Raw genomic sequence first — 15,927 nt, 5'->3', positions numbered from 1 at the left:
CCTCCATCACGTGACGCCGCGCTATTCTGCGGCCTCGATGCCATCCACAAGGATCGGCAATTGCATTTCAAAAACGGCCCCACCGTTCTGCCCGTTGCGGGCGGTGAGCCGACCGCCTAGGTCGTTTACGATACCCGAAGAGATGGCAAGCCCCAAACCGACACCGTCTCCGGGCTGCTTGGTGGTGTAGAAAGGTTCGAAAAGGCTCTCGAATTCCTTGATGCCCACCCCATTGTCGCGCACGGACAAGGTCGCGGTTTCCCCTGCGGCCAGCAGGACTTCGACCTCTGGGTCATCCACTGATTTGGTAGCATCTAGCGCGTTGCGCAAGAGGTTCACCATCACCTGTTCGATCCGCATCCTGTCGCCCATCACATAGACCGGCTGTTCGGGCAGCGTTCGGGTGATCTTGACGTGGCGCTGCCGAAGCTGTGGCTCCATCATCGACAGGCTCGAAGCCAGCGCATCCCCCATGTTTACCGGGCTGAACGCATCGCCGCCCTTGCGGGCATAGGACTTCAGCTGGCGCGTAATCGCCCCCATCCGTTCGATCAGATCATCAATCCGGCCAAAGGAGGCGAGCGCCTCTTCGGGGCGGTTGCGATTGAGCAGAAGTCGCGCGCCCGCCAGATAGGTTTTCATCGCGGCCAGCGGCTGGTTCAGCTCGTGGCTGACGGCGGCGGACATCTCCCCCAGAGCGGCCAGTTTCGAGCTCTGCGCGAGGCTTTGTTCGGCCACCGCAAGTGTCTCCTGCATGCGCTCACGCTCGGCGATTTCCCGCTGCAGGCGGGCGTTCAATACGCGAAGCTCTGCCGACTCGCGCTGAAACAATGCCATGCGCAACGCCGTGCGTCGGCTAAGCGCATAGAAAGCCAGCGCCAGAAGAATGGCGAATCCCATGATTTCGAGCGCCAGAACAGTGTTCACCCGCTCTCTGATCGAGGCGTAGGTGGTAAACGACGTGAGCCGCCAACCCTGAAAGGGAATACGTGACTCCAGCCGCATCACGGCTTCGCCCTGCAGGTAGGCATCCGCGGGCAGCGCGGTCCAGTCGGTTGTGGCGCGGATGGCCCGCTGGATGGCCCCAACCGGCGGCTGCAGTTCGAGTGCGTCCTTCTCTGCCAGCCCCCGCCAACGGGATTCCGTCGACAAGATGATGGTGCCGGTGCTGTCGGTCACCATGACTGCGTCGGAGATCCCTGCCCAAGCCCGTTCGAACTTTTGCAGGTCCACCTCGACCACGATCACGCCCAACACCCCCGAGGTGTCGACGATACGCCGCGAGTAGGTAAAGCGATAGCCGCCAACCTCGCGTTCTATAACAGAAAACACGGTGGATTTGGCCCGAAGCGCATCCACGAAATAGGCGGCGTTGCGGTGGGTCTCTCCCAGACGGTTGCGATCGGTCGCCGCCACGGTGCGCCCGTCGCTTGCCATCAGCATGATGGATGCGGCCCCGATTTCCTCTACAAAGGAGATCAGCCGCTGCGTGGACAGCGAAAAGTCGTTGGATTGCAGCGCCGCAATCAGCGCCTGATCGCGCGCCAGAAGCTGTGGGACGATCGCATGGCGCCCCAGTTCGCTGACCAGGTTGCCGGAATAAAGCGCCAGGCGCAGCTCGGCGCGGTTGCGGGTGCTTTCGGTAAAACGGTGGGTCAGCGCGCGGTTCGTGACCCAAACAGTCACCGCAGCCACCACCATCAACAGCAGCAACGCAAAGCGCACCCGCCACGAGGTCGTGCGGGAGCGGTTCTTATCCGGTCCGGAAGATGCGTCACGCGCAGCAGTCATGGTCAAAACCTAACGCAACCCGCTGCGCGTCCACAAGTCACGCAGCAGTGACGAGCCCTGCCAATGCGCGGAAGACTGCCGCCCCGTCGGTGCCGCCGTGACCTTCGTCAGCGGCGCGTTCCGGGTGAGGCATCATGCCAAGCACACGGCGGTTTTCGGACAGGATGCCTGCGATATCGGCAATGGATCCGTTCGGGTTGTCCACATAGCGGAAGGCCACGCGATCCTGATCTTCCAGCATCGCAACGGTTTCCGCGTCGGCAAAGTAGTTGCCGTCGTGGTGGGCAATCGGCACGCCAATCACGTCACCGGCCTTGTACCCTTCGGTGAAGACGCTGTTCGATGTCGCCACCTGCAGATCAACCGTGCGGCAGATGTACTTCAGACCCGCATTGCGCAACAGCGCCCCTGGCAGAACGCCGGTCTCTGTCAGGATCTGAAACCCATTGCAGACACCGATGGCATATCCACCGCGATTGGTGTGCTCTACCACGGCCTTGCAAATCGGCGACTGGGCCGCGATGGCACCGCAGCGCAGATAATCACCGTAGGAAAAACCACCGGGCACGCCGACAATATCGACACCTTCGGGAAGGGCACTGTCCTTGTGCCAGACCATCGACACCTCACAGCCCGCCTGTTCAAACGCAACCGCAAGATCGCGGTCACAGTTCGAACCGGGAAAGACAACTACAGCCGCCTTCATCACTGCATCTCGATGCTGTAGGATTCGATCACGGTGTTGGCGAGCAGCTTTTCGCACATCTCGGCAACATCCGCCTCGGTTGCGTCGTCGGCCAGATCCAGATCGATCACCTTGCCCTGGCGCACGCCGCCCACCTTGTCAAAGCCAAGAGCGCCAAGCGCGTGGCGGACCGCCTCGCCCTGCGGATCCAGAACTCCGTTTTTCAGCATCACATGCACACGTGCCTTCATCGTGTTTTCCCTCAGGTTTCGATGACAAAGCCCGGCATCGGGCCTTTTCGTTGGACAGATAGTCAAAATCCCGCCCCTCGTCAGGGCGGGATCTTGGGCAGTTCTAAATCAGTTCACCAGCGTCGGCTTGCCGGGCGCGGGCGGATTGTTGGGCATCACACCCAGACGCCGCGCGACTTCGGTATAGGCGTCGGTCAGGCTGCCAAGATCACGGCGGAACACATCCTTGTCGAGCTTCTGGCCGGTCTTCAGATCCCACAGGCGGCAGCTGTCGGGGCTGATTTCGTCAGCAACAACCAGTCGCTGGAAATCGCCATCATAGATGCGGCCGATCTCGATCTTGAAGTCCACCAGCTTGATGCCGACAGCCAGCATCACGCCGGACATGAAATCATTGACGCGCAGCGCGAGGCTCAGGATGTCGTCCATGTCCTGCTGGCTGGCCCAGCCAAAGGCGGCGATATGCTCTTCGGTGACCAGCGGATCGCCAAGCGCATCGTCCTTGTAGCAATATTCGACGATCGGGCGCGGCAGCTGGGTGCCCTCTTCCAGACCAAGACGCTTGCAGATGGAGCCTGCGGCATAGTTGCGCACGATGACCTCAAGCGGGATGATCTCGCAGCTGCGCACCAGCTGTTCGCGCATGTTCAGCCGCTTAAGGAAATGGGTCGGTACGCCGATCTGGCCCAGACCCTGCATGAAGAATTCACTCAGGATGTTGTTGAGAACGCCTTTGCCCTCGATCACATCGTGCTTTTCCGCGTTGAATGCTGTGGCATCGTCTTTGAAATACTGCACGATAGTGCCTGGTTCAGGCCCTTCGTAAAGCGTCTTTGCCTTGCCTTCGTAGATCTTCTTGCGACGTGCCATGCAGAGCCTTTCGGGAAAAGAGCGGGAATCTGATCCCGCGATCTGCCGCCCTCATAAGGCAAGGGAGGCGTTGCCGCAAGGTTGCTGCCACATTCTCGCATCAATGCAGGTGGTTCACCCCACCCGCCCCCTTTCTGCTGGCGCTTTGACAGGAAGGAAGGCGGTTTTCCTTGCAGCAGGGCCAGCGCGTGCACATATTTGAAAGGTAAGTGTTTTCATCTGTATTGTGGGAGGGGTTATGACCACATTTGACAATCGCGAACAGGCGTTCGAGAACAAATTCGCACATGATGAGGAAATGCAGTTCAAGGCCGAGGCCCGATGCAACAGGTTGCTGGGCCTTTGGGCGGCGGATCTGCTGGGCAAATCCGGGGCAGACGCCGAAAGCTATGCCCAGGAGGTTGTGAAGGCCGATTTTGAGGAAGCCGGCTTTGAGGATGTGCTTCGCAAGGTCAACAGCGATCTGGAGGGCAAGGCCAGTGACGCCGACGTGCGCGCAAAACGGGCAGAGCTGCTGCTTGAGGCCAAGGCGCAGATCCTGAACGCCCTCGACTGAGGACCAGCCAAGACCACCTTGGGTGGCTGCGCGCATTCTGGACGGATTTGCGGCTGGATTTGCGCGCAGTTTACGCAGTTAACACTGTAACAATCTCCCTGGACTATAGCTTTTGGCTATAACCAATTGTGCCCAGGGACAGTCATGCCACTCACTCGGCTCAGCCGCGCGCGACATGCGCGTTGGCACGTACCACAGTTTATCCGCATTCTGCTGCCGCTGGTAGTCACCATTGCCTGCCTCGACATCCTGCAGCGCACCGTCGCCCTGCCCGATCTTGCCGAGCTCGGCGCGACCTTGGGCGCGTTTTCCCTGCATCAATGGCTTGGCGCTTTGATCGCCACGGCAATCAGTTTCTGGGCGCTTGGCCGCTATGACAGCGTTGCCCACAGGCATCTGCAAACCGGGCTGAATGGACGCGGGGCGCGACGGGCGGGAATGGCAGCTATTGCCTTGTCCCAGACCATCGGGTTCGGGTTGATCACCGGAGCCTTTGCGCGTTGGCGCCTGATGCCGGGGCTTGGCCCCGTGACCGCAACACGCCTGACGGCGATGGTATCTGTCAGTTTCATGCTGGCGTTGGCGGCGATTTGCGCGACGGCGCTCGTGATGGTTGGTGACACCTCCCAAATGCGCCTGATTGGCACACTGATGTTGGCCGCACTGGCAACGGGTCTGGTCCTGAGTGCCGTTTTTCCGGTGATGCGAATGGGGCCGGTAGCTTTGCGCTGGCCCTCGCTCACCGCGCAGCTTGCATTTGCGGGGTGGGCGCTGATTGACGTGACCGCCGCGGGCACTGCGCTGTGGCTTCTTCTTCCAGCTGGAAGCGAGATCGCCCTGACGGCGCTGCTGCCAGCCTATTTCATTGCGCTTGGCGTGGCGTTGCTTTCATCAGCGCCGGGCGGTGCAGGCGCGTTTGAGCTGGCGCTCTGCGCTCTTTTGCCGACCACAGCAGGGGCTGACATCATCGCAGCGATCGTGGCCTTTCGCCTCATCTACTATGCGCTGCCCGCCTGCGTTGCAGGGGCCACACTCCTGTTCCCGCGCGCCTTTTCGAAAGAGGGGTCTGTTGATGAACTGGGGCACGACATTCGCGACGCGGCCCACCTGCCCCATCACCGAACCTGCGCGGAAACCCAGGTCATCGCCCAGAACGGTGGCCGGATCCATGCCTTTGGCCTGAACCAACTGGCCGTTCTGGATACAACACAGGCGAGCATTGCCCTTTTTGGCCCGATCTCTGGCCGGATCAGCGAAACCCTCGATGGGCTGCGTCACCACGCCAGATCGCGCAACAGCGCAGCGTGCCTTTATAAATGTGACGCAGTCTGTGCTCAGGCCACCCGCAGGGCTGGTTGGCGTGTTCTGCGCATCGCAAGCGAGGCCGTGCTGAGCCCGAACCGTTTTCAGGATCAAGGCCCGCGCCTGCGCCAACTGCGTCGCAAGCTGCGTCAGGCCGAAAAAGCGGGCGTTGTTGTTCTGCCCGCCTCCGATGCGCTGCCACTTGAGCAGATGAGCCACGTTGATGCAGCCTGGCGCGCACGGCACGGACGGGCCAGGGGCACGACAATGGGCCGGTTTGAGCCCGGCTATCTTCAGCGCCAGGAGGTGTTTCTTGCCTGGCAGGACGACGAGATCGTCGGCTTCATGAGCTTTCATGCCGCCGCTGAGGAATGGTGTCTGGATCTTGTTCGCCTGCGCCCCGACGCCCCTGATGGCACTGGCCACGCCCTGATCCGGGCTGCCTTGACCGATGCGGCTGCACGCGCCATCCCTCGCCTGTCGCTTGCTGCGGTTCCCGATCACCTGCTGGCACGGCATTTCGACAAGGGCCTGCGCCGCTTCAAAGAGAGCTTTGCCCCCACCTGGGAGCCGCGCTATGCCGCTGCCCCCAATTGGACCCAGATGGCACTGGCGCTGGCCGATCTGATCCGCCTGGTGCATTGGCCCGAGCCAATCCGGACACCCCCCGCCAGCATTTCGCAGCAGCAGGCCCTCAGCCAAGAGGATCTCGCCGACATGACGTGGGAGGCCGCAGCCGCATATGTCGCAAACCTGCCCTCCAGCGGCGTGGAACAGACGATCTCGCAGCCGCCTCATAATGAACTTGAAGAAAATGCATTTGCCCTCTCCCGCAGGGCATGAAAGACCGAACCATTCTCCATTTTCCGGCGGATCCGCCGCCGCCCCCGTTGACAGGACGAGATCATGACCAACACTTTCATCACCCTGCTCGAAAGCAAGGACGCGCTGCTGGCTGATGGTGCCACCGGCACCAACCTGTTCAACATGGGTCTGCAGTCTGGCGACGCGCCGGAACTGTGGAACGTAGACGAACCCAAAAAGATCGAAGCACTGTATCAGGGCTCTGTTGATGCAGGCAGCGATCTGTTCCTGACCAACACCTTTGGTGGCACCGCTGCCCGCCTGAAGCTGCACGACGCACAGCGCCGTGTGCGCGAGCTGAACATGGCGGGGGCCGAGCTTGGCCGCAATGTCGCAGATCGCGCAGAGCGCAAGATCGCGGTGGCGGGCTCTGTCGGTCCGACCGGGGAAATCATGGAACCGGTGGGAGAGCTGAGCCATGCTCTCGCCGTTGAAATGTTCCACGAACAGGCCGAAGCCCTGAAAGAGGGCGGTGTTGACGTGCTGTGGCTCGAAACGATTTCTGCACCAGAAGAATTCCGCGCCGCCGCAGAGGCGTTCAAGCTGGCGGATATGCCCTGGTGCGGCACCATGAGCTTTGACACCGCCGGGCGCACCATGATGGGCGTGACCTCTGCTGATATGGCCAAGCTGGTCGAGGATTTCGACCCGGCGCCGCTTGCATATGGTGCCAACTGCGGCACTGGCGCTTCGGATATCCTGCGCACCGTGCTTGGGTTTGCCGCACAGGGCACAACCCGGCCAATCATCTCCAAGGGCAACGCGGGCATCCCCAAGTATGTCGACGGCCACATCCACTATGACGGCACGCCGGAACTGATGGGCGAATACGCAGCAATGGCCCGCGACTGTGGCGCCAAGATCATTGGCGGCTGCTGTGGCACCATGCCGGAACACCTGCGCGCCATGCGCGAGGCACTGGATACCCGCTCGCGGGGAGATGCCCCAACCCTCGATCAGATCGTTTCGGTTCTCGGCCCGTTTTCGTCCGACAGTGATGGCACCGGTGACGATGCCAGCGCCGGTGGTGAGCGTCGTCGCGGACGCGGACGCCGCCGCGCATAATCGGCGCTGAACTGACGGGCCAACAGGCCCACACCCAAAGCCCAAGGGCCCGCAGAGGCACGTCGGCACAAATGCCGCGCTGTGTCTGCGGGCCTTTTTGCTGCGCGGGCGCGTGACGGACGCGAAAATCCGCTCCCGTTCAGAACAATGCCAACTGATCGCCAGCCTGCGGCGGGCGGGCAAACAGATCACTGCGCAGAGGCTCCGAACGCTGATTGAGCCCCAGACGCTTGCACGCCGCCTTGAACCGGTTGGAGATCACATCGGCATAGGGCCCCTCGCCCCGCATCCGCTGCCCCCAGCGCGGGTCATAGTCCCGTCCACCGTGCATTTCCCGAAGCCTGTTCATGACCTTTTCCGCGCGCAAAGGGGCATGTTCGGCCAGCCATTCCTGCCAGAGCGTTGACACCTCGCGCGGCAGGCGCAGCATGATCCAACTTGCGGCATCCGCCCCGACCTCAGCCCCAGCTGCCAGCATCGCCTCAAGCTCATGATCGGTGAGCCCCGGCACCAAGGGCGAACACATGATGCGCACGGGTATACCGGCGTCCCGCAGTCTGCGGATGGCAGCCAGACGCCGTGCAGGAGACGGCGCGCGGGGCTCCATCCGTCGCGACAGGTCAGGGTCAAGCGTGGTGACGGAAATCCCGACACGCACCAAATCCCGCGCGGCCATTGGCGCAAGGATGTCGATATCCCGCTCCACCAGCGCGCCCTTGGTTACGATGGCAACCGGATGGGCGAACTCTGACAGAACCTGAAGGCAATCCCGCGTCAGCTTCAGATCCCGTTCGCAGGGCTGATAGGGATCGGTATTGGTCCCTATCGCCAGCGTCGCAACCTTGTAGCGCGGCGACGACAGCTCGTGTCGCAAGACCTCTGCTGCGTTGGGCCGCGCAATCAGCCGGGTTTCGAAATCAAGTCCCGGCGAAAGGCCGAGGTAGGCATGTGTGGGTCTCGCAAAGCAATAGATGCACCCGTGTTCACACCCCCTGTAGGTGTTAATTGACCTGTCAAAGGGCAGATCCGGGGATTTGTTGTAGTTGATCAGGCTACGGGCCTGCTCAAAACGGATGTCGGTTTCGATCTTCGGGACCTCCCGCTCGTCCGAATCTGTCGTGTTTGACCAACCGTCATCAACAGCCGCGCGCTGCAAATCAAAGCGGCCTGCCGCATTGCTGAGACTGGCGCGCGCTTTGCGACGCAGGGGGGATTGGTCGGAAAACTCGGTCATGGTGTCTATATGGGACATGCGGGAGAACAAATAAAGAACAAACAAGCAGAACCGAACATCTGCATGCGAAATCTTCATTATTAATCCGCTAGTTTTGCGCCTATAGGTCGGTTCGGAACTTGGCAATGTCGCAAATAATGCAGTCACCTTGCGACAATCTGGACCAATACGGAAAAAAGATGCCACGCCGGGGAGACTCCCCCGCCTAGTAAGGAATACGCCCATGTCGGACGACGCAGATGACATCATCCTGGCAGAACTGAACGACGAAGAACTCGTTCAGCAGATGTTTGATGACCTCTACGATGGTCTCAAAGAAGAAATCGAAGAAGGTGTGAACATCCTTCTGGAGCGCGGCTGGGCCCCCTACAAGATCCTGACCGAAGCACTGGTTGGCGGTATGACCATCGTTGGCGCCGACTTCCGTGACGGCATCCTGTTCGTCCCCGAAGTGCTGCTTGCGGCAAACGCGATGAAGGGCGGCATGGCGATCCTGAAGCCGCTGCTGGCTGAAACCGGTGCGCCGCGCATGGGCTCCATGGTCATTGGCACCGTCAAGGGCGACATCCACGACATCGGCAAGAACCTGGTATCCATGATGATGGAAGGCGCAGGCTTTGAGGTGGTCGACATCGGCATCAACAACCCGGTTGAAAACTACCTGGAAGCGCTTGAAGAGCACAAGCCCGACATCCTCGGCATGTCTGCTCTGCTGACCACCACCATGCCCTACATGAAGGTCGTGATCGACACGATGGTCGAGCAAGGCAAGCGCGATGACTACATCGTTCTGGTTGGCGGCGCGCCGCTCAACGAAGAGTTTGGCAAGGCAATCGGTGCTGACGGCTACTGCCGTGATGCCGCCGTTGCAGTTGAAATGGCCAAGGACTTTGTTTCGCGCAAGCACAACCAGATGAGCGCCTGATTTGGCACGCAAAGGACGCGCCGCCCGCCTGACTGAGCGGGCGGCGTTCCAACCGCCCTCAGGGCGTTCGCTTGAGGAAAGCTCCCTCACCGAACGGGGTCTGGCAGCCCCGGAGAAAAAGACCGGCCGTATCCTGTTGATTGCCTGTGGGGCGCTTGCCCGTGAAATCCTTGCCATCAAGGATGCAAATCAACTGGATCACATCGACCTGACCTGCCTGCCTGCGAAACTGCACCTTTATCCTGAACAGATTGTCGATGCTGTCGAAGGGGCTGTCGCGAAACATCGCATGACCTACGACACCATTCATGTGGTCTACGCCGACTGCGGGACCGGCGGAGTGCTGGAGCGCAAATGCGCGGAGCTTGGTGTCGAGATGATCGCAGGGCCGCATTGCTATTCCTTCTTTGAAGGCAACGAGACCTTTGCCCGCCACACCGATGAGGGCGAAATCACCGCCTTTTACCTGACCGATTTCCTGGTGAAACAGTTTGATGCCTTTGTCTGGCGACCAATGGGCCTCGATAAGCATCCGGAACTGCGGGACATGGTGTTCGGGAATTACACCAAGCTGGTCTACCAGTCACAGATCACCGACGCTGATCTTCTTGCCAAGGCGAAAGACTGCGCCGACCGGATGGGGCTGGCGTTTGAGCATCGCCACACCGGCTATGGCGACCTTGAGGGGGCGATGTTGCAGTGGGGTGGCGGCGCGCGGGACTGATCCCGCACACCCCCCTTTTTTTGCCGTCGCGCTTCAGGCGTCTTCCAGCGCGCTCAGCTCTTTCATTGCCTCGGCCTCGAACGCCGCGATTGCGTCACCATCAAGACGCTCATCGACCCGTTTCACCCAAGCCTTGATCGCAGGGCTGTCCGGCATCAGGTGCGGCGCCCACTGGAAAGGCGATGCCAGCAGAATATCCGCAACGCAGAGCGCATCACCCAAGAGAAAGCAGCCCCCCTCCAGCGCTGTCTCCAGCGCTGTGCAGACCTCTTCCATGCTGCGGAACGTGCTCTTGAATGCGGCGTGATCCAGACCGGAAAAGGCCGCCACCAGAACCGGTTCCAGCACCCCACCGGAGTAGGCCATCCAGCTGAGATAGCGGCCCCGATCAGGCGTGCCGATCTGCGGGCTGAACGGCTGTCCAAAGAGTTCATCCAGATACATCATGATCGCCGCGCTCTCGCGGATGCCCTGCCCTTCATCGGTGACAAGATAGGGCACCTTGCCTTCGGGATGGGGGTTGCGCGGGTCACGGCGACCGGCGCCGTCATGGCGGGGCACATCGACGGTTACAATCTCGACCGCGTCCAGCTTTTTCATGAGCATGAGCTGTGCGATCACACGGGAGGACCGGCTGTTGGGAGAGTGGTAAAGCGTTGGCATATCAATGACCTTTCAAACTTCGCTGTTGCTGATGATCGGCTTATGTGGCTAGGCTCCTGCCAATTCCTGTCAGGATGGATCTGCGATAGAAAGCCATGGCCAAAACAGACCGCCTCTTTCGTCTTCTGCACCTTATCCGGGGCCTCAGACCGCCCGTGACGGCCGCGCGGCTTGCCGCCGCGATGGAGGTCTCTGAACGCACGATTTATCGTGACATCGACAGCCTGCGCGCAGCAGGTGCCCGGATCGAGGGCGAGGCAGGTCTTGGCTATACAATGGTCGAAGATCCCGCATTGCCCCCGCAGACCTTTACCCAGATCGAACTGGAGGCGCTGACGCTTGGTCTGGCGGATGTAAACCAGCGTGGCGATGCAGATCTCGCGCAAGCCGCCAATGATGCCCTGGTCAAGATCCTCGCCACCCTTCCCGAACGCCAGCAGCGACAGGCCATGCATGCGGTCAATCTGGTCCAGCGGTTTAACACGCCCGCCACACCCACAATTGACATGACCCTCTTGCGAGAAGCCATGTGGGCCGAAGAGGCGCTGGACATCGGCTACCGCGACCTGAAAGACGCACGAACCGAACGGCGGATCTATCCGCTTGCCCTGTCATATTATGATCGCAGTGTCATGCTGCTTGCCTGGTGCTGCAAACGACAGGATTTTCGCAGCTTTCACGTCACCCGCATCGACGGATACAAAAATACCGACGAGAGCTTTCGCCCTCGCCGGGTGACACTCCTGCGGGAGTTCATAGCAAAATTGCGCGCCCGTGAAGAAGCCTGGCTGGCCGAGAATGACCAATACAGTTGCAGCTGGTCCCCGGGATCAGGGGGTTAGGCGGCTGCAGCGGCGGTTTCGCGAATGCGCTGCACCATCGCGGTCAGCCCATTTGAGCGTTGCGCAGACAGGTGTTCATTCAGGCCAAGGCGCCCCATCTCTGCCCGCGCATCCACCTGCAGCACCTCTGCGACGCTCAGCCCGTTGTAAAGCGCGCGCAACACCGCGATCAGGCCCCGAACGATCATCGCATCGCTTTCGCCATCAAAGTGGAACACGCCGTTTTCGATGGTCGGGTGCAGCCAAACCTGGCTGGCGCAACCATCCACCTTGGTGGCCGGCACCTTCAACGCATCATCCAGAGGCGCCATCGCCTTGCCCTGTTCGATCACGTGGCGATAGCGATCTTCCCAATCCTCGAGAAACTCGAAATCCTCGACAATCTCTTCAAAGGCTGCACTGGCCATGACGGTTTTTCCTCATTTCGTTTCTGCCCGGCGACACAGGTGGACCTAAGCCGCAAACAATGGCTTTTCAACAGCTTTTCAAGTGGTCTGCAATCGGGTAGCACTAGCGTGGACATATTGAACGGGTGAACCATCATGCAAAGATCAATCGCAGTCCTCCTGATCGGGGCCGTGGCACTGTCTGGCTGTGGCTTTCGCGACTCGCGCGTCAACCCACTGAACTGGTTCGGTGGATCGGATGAGGTCGAAGTGGTTGAGGACAGCAGCGCACCGGTTAACCCGCTGATCCCGCAAAAAGACCGGGTCAGTGTCTTTGCCCGCCCCGAGGCCGTTGACCAGACCGTTCTGGTCCAAAGCGTAAGCGACATGCGCGTGGAGCGGACGCCAACAGGGGCCATCGTTTATGCCACCGGGATCGCTGCACGTCAGGGCGCCTACGGGGTTGAGCTGCGCCTGGACGAGGCTGACCGCGATGAACGGACCAAGGACGCGACACTGGATTTCACGTTCCGCGCCATCTATCCCGGGTATAGAACGCCTGTCGGCAGTGATCGCACCCGCACCCTCCGGGCCGCTGTCAGCCTGAGCCGTCAGCAGCTGGCCGGTGTGCGCAGCATCCGTGTCGTTGCCGAGCAGAACGCAAGGGAAAGCCGCCGCTGAGGGACCCCGACCTGAAACGAAAAAAGGCGCCCGTTGCGGCGCCTTTTTTCGTTTGAGCCCGATGATGGGCTGTCAGAGCGTGACAACCTTTACCGATTGGCCCTTGGCTGCCAGCGCAATCTCGCCGTTGCACAGGCGAAGCGCATCTGCGCCAAACACCTCAAGGCGCCATCCATTAAGGGCAGGAACATTGCGCTGACCCGCTGCAATCGCATCCAGATCCGCGCTCGGCGCGATCAGTTTTGCGGCAACACCAGAGGCTTCGGTCTTGGCCTTCAACAGAACCCGCAGCAGATCTGCAAGTGCGGGATTTACCTGCATCTTTTCGCGGCTTTTATCGACCTGCGGCAGATCACTTGCCCGGCACGCAACGCCTTTTGCGATGGCCTCAAGGATGCCATCGGCAATCGCGCCCTTGCGCGCCTCTCTCAGCAGGAGCCGTGAATTGCCCAGATCTGACGCTGAGCGTGGTTTGGTCGAGGCAAGCTCAACCAGTGCATCGTCCTTGAAAACCCGGTTACGGGGCACGTTGTTTGTTTTGGCATAGGTTTCGCGAAAGGCTGCCAGCTCGCGCACAACGGCGAGAAACTTGCCGGAATTGGTACGCGTCTTGACCCGACGCCAGGCATCGCGGGGATTGATTTCATATGTGGCAGGATCGGTCAGAACCTGCAGTTCCTCCGCCACCCAATGAGACCGCTCCGTCCGCTTGAGTTCAGCTGCGAGATGTTCGTAAATCTGCCGCAGATGGGTCACATCCGCCAGCGCATAGGTTTTCTGCGCATCGCTCAGCGGGCGGCGTGACCAGTCCGTAAAGCGAGAGGTCTTGTCCAAGCCCTGCTTCACGATCTTGCGCACCAGCGTCTCATATCCGACCTGCTCGCCAAAGCCGCAGACCATCGCAGCGACCTGCGTGTCAAACAGCGGCGTCGGAAAGACCTGCGCATCAACCCAGAAGATTTCCAGATCCTGGCGGGCGGCATGAAAGACCTTGACCACGGACTCGTTTCGAAACAGCGCATAAAGCGGCTCAAGTGACAGGCCATCCGCCAGCGGGTCCACCAGGACAGCGTTTTCGTTATCTTTGCCGGGATAGGCCAGCTGGACGAGACAGAGTTTGGAAAAATACGTGCGTTCGCGGAGAAACTCCGTGTCCACCGTCACATATGGGTGCTGGGCGGCCTCCTGACAGAAGGTTTCCAATTCATCGGTGGTCGTGATCGTTTTCATAAAGCGAAGATATCCAGATATTCAGGTCATCATATGCATCGGTGATACGCGCTCGCCTTGCGCAATGCAATTGGGCGCCAGCTGCGGGATGCAGCTGACGCCCTTGTGTGACATTTAGCCGAGAATTACAGGGGTGCGATCCCCTGCCGCATAGCGGCGCAGCACCGCGGGGTAGAGTTTGTGCTCCTCCACCAACACCTTGGCCGCCAGGGTTTCGGGCGTATCATCCGCTGCTACATCCACGCGCGCCTGCCCCAGGATCGGTCCGTCATCCAGAACGGCCGTGACCTCGTGAACGGTACAGCCATGCTGGCGATCACCTGCCTCCAGCGCCCGTGCATGGGTGTTCAGACCTGTGTACTTGGGCAACAGCGAGGGATGAATATTCAGCATCCGCCCCTGAAACTGCGACACGAAACCGTCTGTCAGCACGCGCATGAAACCGGCGAGGCAAACGATGTCGGCGCCAGCGTCAAGGATCGGTTTGACCAACTCTGCCTCAAACGCCGCGCGGTCCTTGCCGAAGGGTTTGTGATCCACCACAGCGGTCGGGATGCCAGCTGCGGCAGCTTTTGTCAGCCCGCCAGCACTGGCAATGTTCGACAACACAAGACAGGGCCGCGCTGGATGATCGCCGGTCATGCTCTCGACCAGCGACACCATATTGGAGCCGCCGCCCGAAATCAAAATCGCGACGCGCTTGTGGCTCACAGCAGCTTGCCCGAGTAGCGCATCCCCGCACCAGCCGTCACAGTGCCCAGACGCGAGACTGTTTCGCCCTCGGCTTCCAGCACCTGAACCAGTTCATCTGCGCGCTCTGCAGAAATGGACAGGATCATGCCAATGCCGCAGTTGAAGGTCTTCAGCATCTCCGCCTCGGCGATACCGCCGGTTTCAGCCATCCATTTGAAGACGGGCGGCAGCTCCCAGGCGTTCAGGTCAATGTCCGCGCCCAGATCTTCGGGCAGCACACGAGGCAGGTTTTCGGTCAGACCGCCGCCGGTGATATGGGCCAGCGCATGCACGCCCCCTGCCCGCACCGCTGCAAGGCACTGTTTGACGTAAAGCCGGGTTGGCGTCAGGAGCGCCTCCCCCAATGTGCCCTCGCCGAATGGGCAGTCTGCGTCCCAGCCAAGGCCAGAAACCTCAACCAGCTTGCGCACCAAAGAATACCCGTTGGAATGAACCCCGTCAGAAGCGAGCCCCAGAAGAACATCCCCCTCCTGCACATCAGCAGGCAGCGCAGTGCCGCGCTCCATTGCGCCGACGGCAAAGCCTGCGAGGTCAAAATCGCCCTTGGGGTACATGCCCGGCATTTCAGCCGTCTCACCACCGATCAGCGCGCAGCCGGAGCGCACGCAGCCCTCGGCGATGCCTTCGATGATGCGGGCAGCCGTTTCTGTTTCCAGCTTTCCAGTTGCGAAATAGTCGAGGAAGAACAGCGGTTCTGCGCCTTGGCAAACCAGATCGTTGACACACATCGCAACCAGATCGATGCCCACACCGTCCACGACACCGGTGTCGATGGCGATGCGCAGCTTGGTGCCAACACCGTCCGTTGCGCCGACCAGGATGGGATCGTTGTATCCGGCGTCCTTCAGATCGAACAGCGCGCCAAAACCACCCAGCCCGCTCATCACGCCAGAACGGTTGGTCCGTTTCGCGGCGGGTTTGATGCGATCCACCAAAGCGTTGCCTGCATCAATATCCACCCCCGCGTCTGCGTAGGTCAAACCGTTCTTGCCGCTGGTCATCTCAGTGCTCCTTCAAAGACGTTGCGCAGCCTTTAGCGCAAGGCAGGGAAGAAAGAAACAGGGGAATCTGCCACATGCCCAGACGTGGCCGACAGTCCGCATTT

At 60.6% G+C, this 15,927-nt stretch carries 17 protein-coding genes; 7 read left to right on the top strand and 10 right to left on the bottom strand.

Annotated elements, in window-relative coordinates; all coding sequences use genetic code 11:
* Positions 1-21 precede the first annotated feature (21 nt).
* From NIT7645_RS05520 to purC, 4 genes are all read right to left on the bottom strand, one after another.
* Positions 22-1,791, bottom strand: coding sequence for a sensor histidine kinase (locus NIT7645_RS05520; RefSeq protein ID WP_008563116.1), 1,770 nt, complete (start codon positions 1,789-1,791; stop codon positions 22-24).
* Positions 1,792-1,828: 37 nt separating this feature from the next.
* A complete protein-coding gene (purQ, locus tag NIT7645_RS05515; RefSeq protein ID WP_008560842.1) occupies positions 1,829-2,497 on the bottom strand; it encodes a phosphoribosylformylglycinamidine synthase subunit PurQ in 669 nt (222 codons plus the stop codon).
* Positions 2,497-2,727, bottom strand: coding sequence for a phosphoribosylformylglycinamidine synthase subunit PurS (purS, locus tag NIT7645_RS05510; RefSeq protein WP_008560144.1), 231 nt, complete (start codon positions 2,725-2,727; stop codon positions 2,497-2,499). The genes purQ and purS overlap by 1 nt, the downstream gene beginning before the upstream one ends.
* Before the next feature lie 108 nt (positions 2,728-2,835).
* A complete protein-coding gene (purC, locus tag NIT7645_RS05505; RefSeq protein WP_008561816.1) occupies positions 2,836-3,597 on the bottom strand; it encodes a phosphoribosylaminoimidazolesuccinocarboxamide synthase in 762 nt (253 codons plus the stop codon).
* Between the two features lie 238 nt (positions 3,598-3,835).
* Between purC and NIT7645_RS05500 the strand changes: the two genes are divergently transcribed.
* The 3 genes from NIT7645_RS05500 (at position 3,836) to bmt (ending at position 7,384) form a co-directional block, all read left to right on the top strand.
* Complete coding sequence (locus NIT7645_RS05500) at positions 3,836-4,153, top strand: DUF1476 domain-containing protein (RefSeq protein ID WP_008562506.1); 318 nt, start codon at positions 3,836-3,838, stop codon at positions 4,151-4,153.
* 144 nt (positions 4,154-4,297) lie between these two features.
* Positions 4,298-6,298: a phosphatidylglycerol lysyltransferase domain-containing protein gene (locus NIT7645_RS05495; RefSeq protein WP_050686318.1), complete on the top strand. Its 2,001-nt coding sequence runs from the start codon at positions 4,298-4,300 to the stop codon at positions 6,296-6,298.
* A gap of 63 nt (positions 6,299-6,361) precedes the next feature.
* Positions 6,362-7,384 carry a betaine--homocysteine S-methyltransferase gene (gene bmt, locus NIT7645_RS05490; RefSeq protein ID WP_008561333.1) on the top strand — a complete coding sequence of 341 codons (1,023 nt, stop codon included), beginning with the start codon at positions 6,362-6,364 and terminating at the stop codon, positions 7,382-7,384.
* 139 nt (positions 7,385-7,523) lie between these two features.
* Here bmt and NIT7645_RS05485 read toward each other — a convergent pair whose 3' ends face one another.
* Positions 7,524-8,636, bottom strand: coding sequence for a PA0069 family radical SAM protein (locus NIT7645_RS05485; protein ID WP_370728116.1), 1,113 nt, complete (start codon positions 8,634-8,636; stop codon positions 7,524-7,526).
* Positions 8,637-8,841: 205 nt separating this feature from the next.
* On the opposite strand from NIT7645_RS05485, the gene NIT7645_RS05480 reads away from it, so the two are divergent.
* Together NIT7645_RS05480 and NIT7645_RS05475 are read left to right on the top strand one after the other, a co-directional pair.
* Positions 8,842-9,543, top strand: a complete 702-nt coding sequence (locus NIT7645_RS05480) for a cobalamin B12-binding domain-containing protein (RefSeq protein WP_008560558.1) — start codon at positions 8,842-8,844, stop codon at positions 9,541-9,543.
* Between the two features lies 1 nt (position 9,544).
* Positions 9,545-10,267, top strand: a complete 723-nt coding sequence (locus tag NIT7645_RS05475; protein ID WP_008562207.1) for a DUF1638 domain-containing protein — start codon at positions 9,545-9,547, stop codon at positions 10,265-10,267.
* 33 nt (positions 10,268-10,300) lie between these two features.
* Here the strand turns inward: NIT7645_RS05475 and NIT7645_RS05470 are convergent, their stop codons facing one another.
* Entirely contained in the window at positions 10,301-10,930 is a 630-nt protein-coding gene (locus NIT7645_RS05470) for a glutathione S-transferase family protein (protein WP_050686316.1), read from the bottom strand.
* 95 nt (positions 10,931-11,025) lie between these two features.
* Between NIT7645_RS05470 and NIT7645_RS05465 the strand changes: the two genes are divergently transcribed.
* Complete coding sequence (locus tag NIT7645_RS05465) at positions 11,026-11,772, top strand: helix-turn-helix transcriptional regulator (RefSeq protein ID WP_008558789.1); 747 nt, start codon at positions 11,026-11,028, stop codon at positions 11,770-11,772.
* Here NIT7645_RS05465 and NIT7645_RS05460 read toward each other — a convergent pair.
* Positions 11,769-12,179 carry a SufE family protein gene (locus tag NIT7645_RS05460; RefSeq protein WP_008559927.1) on the bottom strand — a complete coding sequence of 137 codons (411 nt, stop codon included), beginning with the start codon at positions 12,177-12,179 and terminating at the stop codon, positions 11,769-11,771. The genes NIT7645_RS05465 and NIT7645_RS05460 overlap by 4 nt on opposite strands.
* Positions 12,180-12,314: 135 nt before the next feature.
* On the opposite strand from NIT7645_RS05460, the gene NIT7645_RS05455 reads away from it, so the two are divergent.
* The gene (locus NIT7645_RS05455; RefSeq protein WP_037302439.1) at positions 12,315-12,839 is read left to right on the top strand and encodes a hypothetical protein; all 525 of its coding nucleotides are present in this window, start codon (positions 12,315-12,317) and stop codon (positions 12,837-12,839) included.
* 72 nt (positions 12,840-12,911) lie between these two features.
* On the opposite strand, the gene rnd is transcribed toward NIT7645_RS05455, so the two are convergent.
* The 3 genes from rnd to purM all read right to left on the bottom strand — a co-directional run bounded on the left by rnd (position 12,912) and on the right by purM (position 15,823).
* On the bottom strand, positions 12,912-14,069 hold the full coding sequence (gene rnd, locus NIT7645_RS05450; protein ID WP_008559387.1) for a ribonuclease D: 1,158 nt from the start codon (positions 14,067-14,069) through the stop codon (positions 12,912-12,914).
* 114 nt (positions 14,070-14,183) lie between these two features.
* Positions 14,184-14,780, bottom strand: a complete 597-nt coding sequence (gene purN, locus NIT7645_RS05445) for a phosphoribosylglycinamide formyltransferase (protein ID WP_008562939.1) — start codon at positions 14,778-14,780, stop codon at positions 14,184-14,186.
* Entirely contained in the window at positions 14,777-15,823 is a 1,047-nt protein-coding gene (purM, locus tag NIT7645_RS05440) for a phosphoribosylformylglycinamidine cyclo-ligase (protein ID WP_008563220.1), read from the bottom strand. Before purM ends, purN begins: the two co-directional genes overlap by 4 nt.
* Positions 15,824-15,927: the final 104 nt, after the last annotated feature.

Origin of the sequence: Phaeobacter italicus, assembly GCF_001258055.1 — a bacterium.
GTDB classification, from domain to species: Bacteria; Pseudomonadota; Alphaproteobacteria; order Rhodobacterales; family Rhodobacteraceae; genus Phaeobacter; species Phaeobacter italicus.
This window is presented reverse-complemented; position numbering and strand designations above follow the sequence as displayed.

Bases quoted from the DNA above. Each gene is read 5' to 3' on its own strand.
- NIT7645_RS05520 (WP_008563116.1), bottom strand. From the start codon at position 1,791: ATGACTGCTGCGCGTGACGCATCTTCCGGACCGGATAAGAACCGCTCC.
- purQ (WP_008560842.1), bottom strand. From the start codon at position 2,497: ATGAAGGCGGCTGTAGTTGTCTTTCCCGGTTCGAACTGTGACCGCGAT.
- purS (WP_008560144.1), bottom strand. From the start codon at position 2,727: ATGAAGGCACGTGTGCATGTGATGCTGAAAAACGGAGTTCTGGATCCG.
- purC (WP_008561816.1), bottom strand. From the start codon at position 3,597: ATGGCACGTCGCAAGAAGATCTACGAAGGCAAGGCAAAGACGCTTTAC.
- NIT7645_RS05500 (WP_008562506.1), top strand. From the start codon at position 3,836: ATGACCACATTTGACAATCGCGAACAGGCGTTCGAGAACAAATTCGCA.
- NIT7645_RS05495 (WP_050686318.1), top strand. From the start codon at position 4,298: ATGCCACTCACTCGGCTCAGCCGCGCGCGACATGCGCGTTGGCACGTA.
- bmt (WP_008561333.1), top strand. From the start codon at position 6,362: ATGACCAACACTTTCATCACCCTGCTCGAAAGCAAGGACGCGCTGCTG.
- NIT7645_RS05485 (WP_370728116.1), bottom strand. From the start codon at position 8,636: ATGTCCCATATAGACACCATGACCGAGTTTTCCGACCAATCCCCCCTG.
- NIT7645_RS05480 (WP_008560558.1), top strand. From the start codon at position 8,842: ATGTCGGACGACGCAGATGACATCATCCTGGCAGAACTGAACGACGAA.
- NIT7645_RS05470 (WP_050686316.1), bottom strand. From the start codon at position 10,930: ATGCCAACGCTTTACCACTCTCCCAACAGCCGGTCCTCCCGTGTGATC.
- NIT7645_RS05465 (WP_008558789.1), top strand. From the start codon at position 11,026: ATGGCCAAAACAGACCGCCTCTTTCGTCTTCTGCACCTTATCCGGGGC.
- NIT7645_RS05460 (WP_008559927.1), bottom strand. From the start codon at position 12,179: ATGGCCAGTGCAGCCTTTGAAGAGATTGTCGAGGATTTCGAGTTTCTC.
- NIT7645_RS05455 (WP_037302439.1), top strand. From the start codon at position 12,315: ATGCAAAGATCAATCGCAGTCCTCCTGATCGGGGCCGTGGCACTGTCT.
- rnd (WP_008559387.1), bottom strand. From the start codon at position 14,069: ATGAAAACGATCACGACCACCGATGAATTGGAAACCTTCTGTCAGGAG.
- purM (WP_008563220.1), bottom strand. From the start codon at position 15,823: ATGACCAGCGGCAAGAACGGTTTGACCTACGCAGACGCGGGGGTGGAT.